This is a genomic window from Kribbella sp., from assembly GCF_035655035.1.
Lineage (GTDB): Bacteria > Actinomycetota > Actinomycetes > Propionibacteriales > Kribbellaceae > Kribbella.
The window spans coordinates 1-3,375 of record NZ_DASRVN010000568.1 but is presented as its reverse complement, the minus strand read 5'-3'; the positions used below and the strand labels follow the sequence as shown (position 1 = coordinate 3,375).

Annotated in this window: 1 protein-coding gene and 2 pseudogenes; 1 reads left to right on the top strand and 2 read right to left on the bottom strand. The window is 70.5% G+C overall.

From position 1 onward, the window contains the following. Both VFF46_RS30360 and VFF46_RS30355 read right to left on the bottom strand, forming a co-directional pair. Window positions 1-1,560: pseudogene (locus VFF46_RS30360) on the bottom strand (alpha-mannosidase); the annotation flags it as partial. Continuing rightward, complete coding sequence (locus VFF46_RS30355; protein WP_325040657.1) at window positions 1,560-2,753, bottom strand: DUF4185 domain-containing protein; 1,194 nt, start codon at window positions 2,751-2,753, stop codon at window positions 1,560-1,562. The gene VFF46_RS30355 and the pseudogene VFF46_RS30360, both read right to left, overlap by 1 nt. A gap of 107 nt (window positions 2,754-2,860) precedes the next feature. Between VFF46_RS30355 and VFF46_RS30350 the strand changes: the two are divergent. Further along, window positions 2,861-3,375 (top strand): annotated as a pseudogene (locus VFF46_RS30350) (hypothetical protein); the annotation flags it as partial.

The window sequence follows — 3,375 nt, the reverse complement described above, 5'->3', positions numbered from 1 at the left end:
CTGCGACGTGTACGTACCGCGATGGGCCTCCATGTAGAGCTCACCGACCCACACCGGCGCGTCCGGGTACTCGGCCTCGGCGCGCTCGAAGAACGCCGTCGGTGTCAGGTGCTCGATCGGCGGCGCACCCTCCAGGTCCGCCTGCCGGCGCGCCCGCTCCATCATCACCGCGGTCGGCCCGCCACCGCCGTCGCCGTGACCGAACGGGACCAGCGACGTGGTCGCACCGGCGTGGTCGCGGAAGTTCTGCGTCGCGTGGTTCAGCTCGGCCGGGGTCAGCTCGGCCAGGTACGTGTCGACCGGCGGCAGGTGCGCGAACAGCCGGGTGCCGTCGATCCCCTCCCACCAGAACGTGTGATGCGGGAACGGGTTCGTCGGGTGCCAGGCCAGCTTCTGGGTCAGGAACCAGCGGAACCCGGCCAGTACGGCGATCTGCGGCAGCGCGGCGGAGTACCCGAACGAGTCCGGCAGCCACACCTCCCGCGGCTCGACGCCGAACCGGTCGGCGAAGTACCGCTTGCCGTGCACGAACTGCCGGACGAGCGCCTCCCCGCCCGGCATGTTGGTGTCGGACTCGACCCACATCCCGCCGGCCGGCACGAACCGGCCGGCCGCGACCGCGTCGCTGATCCGGGCGAACAGCTTCGGCTGGTGCTCCTCGATCCACGCGTACTGCTGCGCCTGCGAACAGGCGAACCGCAGCTCCGGATAGTCGTCCATCAACGCCAGCACGTTCGCGAACGTCCGCGTGCACTTGCGCACGGTCTCCCGCATCGGCCACAGCCAGGCGGAGTCGATGTGCGCGTGCCCCACCGCCGCGACCCGATGCGTACTCGCCGCGGCCGGCTGCGCGAGTACCGGCGCGAGCTCGGCCCGCGCGGCCTCGACGCACTCGTGGATCCGGTCCGGGTCGATCACGTCGCAGGCCCGGTCCAGCGCCCGGAGGATCTTCGACCGGCGCGGGTCGTCGGCGGCCAGCTCGACCGCCCAGCCGATCAGTACGTCGAGATCGACCGCCAGGGCGTCGACCTCGGCGTCCAGCGCCACCACCGCGGCGCGGCGGAAGCGGTACTGCGGTTCGCCCTCCACGTCGAGCCCGTCGCCGAGCCCGGTCGGGCGGAACGCCTTCGCGGCGATGTCCGGGTTCGCGGCGGCCTCGACGTACAGGTCGACCGTCGTCGTCCCCGGGTCGAGCCGGACGTACCGGCTGCGCGGGTGCACGCCCTTCACGATGCTGCCGTCCGCCCGGTACACGAGGCCCTCGCACTGGAAGCCGGGACCGCCGTCGAAGCCGAGGTCGACGACCACGGCCGCGTCCCAGCCGGCCGGTACGTCGCCCTGCAGATGGAACCAGGCGGTCGTCCACGCCGGACCCCAGGTGGATCCGGCGGTGAACGGCTCGAACGGTCCGGCGGTCGCGCGCTCGAACGGTTCCGGCTCGCCCGGCAACCGGCGTACGGCCACCTGCAGCGGCGCCGTCCGGCGCTCGACGGCGGGCTGCAGGTGGCCGTCGAGCATCCGGCGGGCCCGGTCGATCGTGCGTTGTGGATGCTGATGCATCACGACCCCTTCGCGAAGCGGACCTTGACGAGCATCTGGGCGCCGGTCGACGAGGTGTAGTACGTGTAGTACTTCGTCAGGCCGTCCGCGCTGGTGTACTCGGGGTGCGCGAACGCGGCGTACTCGATGCCGCTGGTCTTCGCGGCGGTGAAGAGCTTGGTCGGCGTACTCCACGGGCCCCACGGATTGGGCGCCGTCTGGTACTGGACGTCCTGGGACTGGAACTGCATGAACGTGTTGACGTACGCGCCGAACGCGCTGTCCCAGTACACCGTGGAGCCGGCGGCGCCGTTCGCCTTCACCTGGACGGCCTTGCCCGGGTCCGTCGACCACTGCGGATTACCGTTGCCGTCGGCACCGATGTAGAAGCGCCACTGGGAGATGTCGGTGACCTGCGCGACCGGGACCTTCGCGACCGCGCAGCCGTCGAGGGTGCACTTGCCGTAGCCGTAGAGCGTGCTGCCGACGAGCACCATCGCCTGGCCGCCCCAGTCCTGGCCGGGCGGGAAGAACAGCGTGTTGTCGGTGCCCTCCGGGCTCGGGATATCGGCCGGGCGGTTGGTCGCGGTGAGCCGGGTGATCGTCTTGCTGTCCATGTCGACCGAGAGCAGGCCGGTGCCCTGCGCCTGGCCGACGAAGCCCGACTCGCACGGCGTACCGACCCGGCCGCCGCGGCAGAGCTTGCCGTACGACACCAGGATCCGGTGCCGCGCCTGGTCCACGACGGCCGGCCCGGGCCAGTGCGCGAACACGGTCCCGCAGTACTCGTCGGTGGAGTTCGTACAGTCGGACGACGCGTGCTGCTGCTGGAACGCGGTCTCGGCGGCCGAGAACGGGACGAACTCGGGCGGTACGCCGGTGGAGTGCTCGTCGAGCGGGTTCGCCGAGGTCAGCGTGATGTTGTCGCTCGCGTCCAGGTCGCTGGTGGTCGCGGCGGTACTGGTCAGGAAGCCGTCCGGGTTCTTCAGGATCGTGTCGTCGAAGAACCAGACCGACTGGTTGCCGTAGCGGACGCTCTGCCCGTTGTCGCGGGCGGCGTTGTGCGGGTTCTGGGTGATCGGGCCGAGCTCGGTCGCACTCTCGACCACCAGGTCCGAGACACGATGCCGGGCCGGCGCAGCCTGCGCCGGAACCGAGAGGGCGGTCGCGGCAAGCAGGGCCGCGAGGACGAGGGGGATGCGGGATTGACGCACGGTTGGTACTCCCTCACTGAGTGACAGCAACAAGTGCGAAGCGATTTGATGATGTCAACGTTGACATAGCCTTGTCAACGTTGACATTTCTACCTAGGGTGCCTGCGGTGAGCACCGTTTCCCGCCGTACCTTCCTGCGCACCAACGCCGCTCTGGCCTCCGGCCTGAGCGTCTCCGCCGCGCTGCCGGCGCCGTCCTGGTCCTCCCCCACCACTTCCTCCTCCGGCCGGCCGCTGCGTGCCACCCGTGCCGACGAGTGGACCCAGTTGTTCGACCGCCGCTCAGGCTGGATCGGCGCGGACGGGATCTACTCCGTCCCGCTCGACGGCCGCGACGGGATCGGGTCCGCGACCTCCGGCTCGCGGACCGCGTTCATCTTCAGCGACACCCGGATCGGCACCGTGGATCCGGACTCGCTGACCTATCGGCAGACCGGGTTCGTCAACAACTCGTCCGCCGTCCTCGTCGGCAACCGGCCCGATCCGGCGCGCACGACGTTCGTCACCCCGGAGAACGGCGCCTTCGGCAGCGGGTTCTGGATGAACGACGGGATCGCGATCGGCGACACGCTGTACGCCACCGGGTTCGCGCCGGACGCCGACTGGAACGCGGCGCGGGTCGA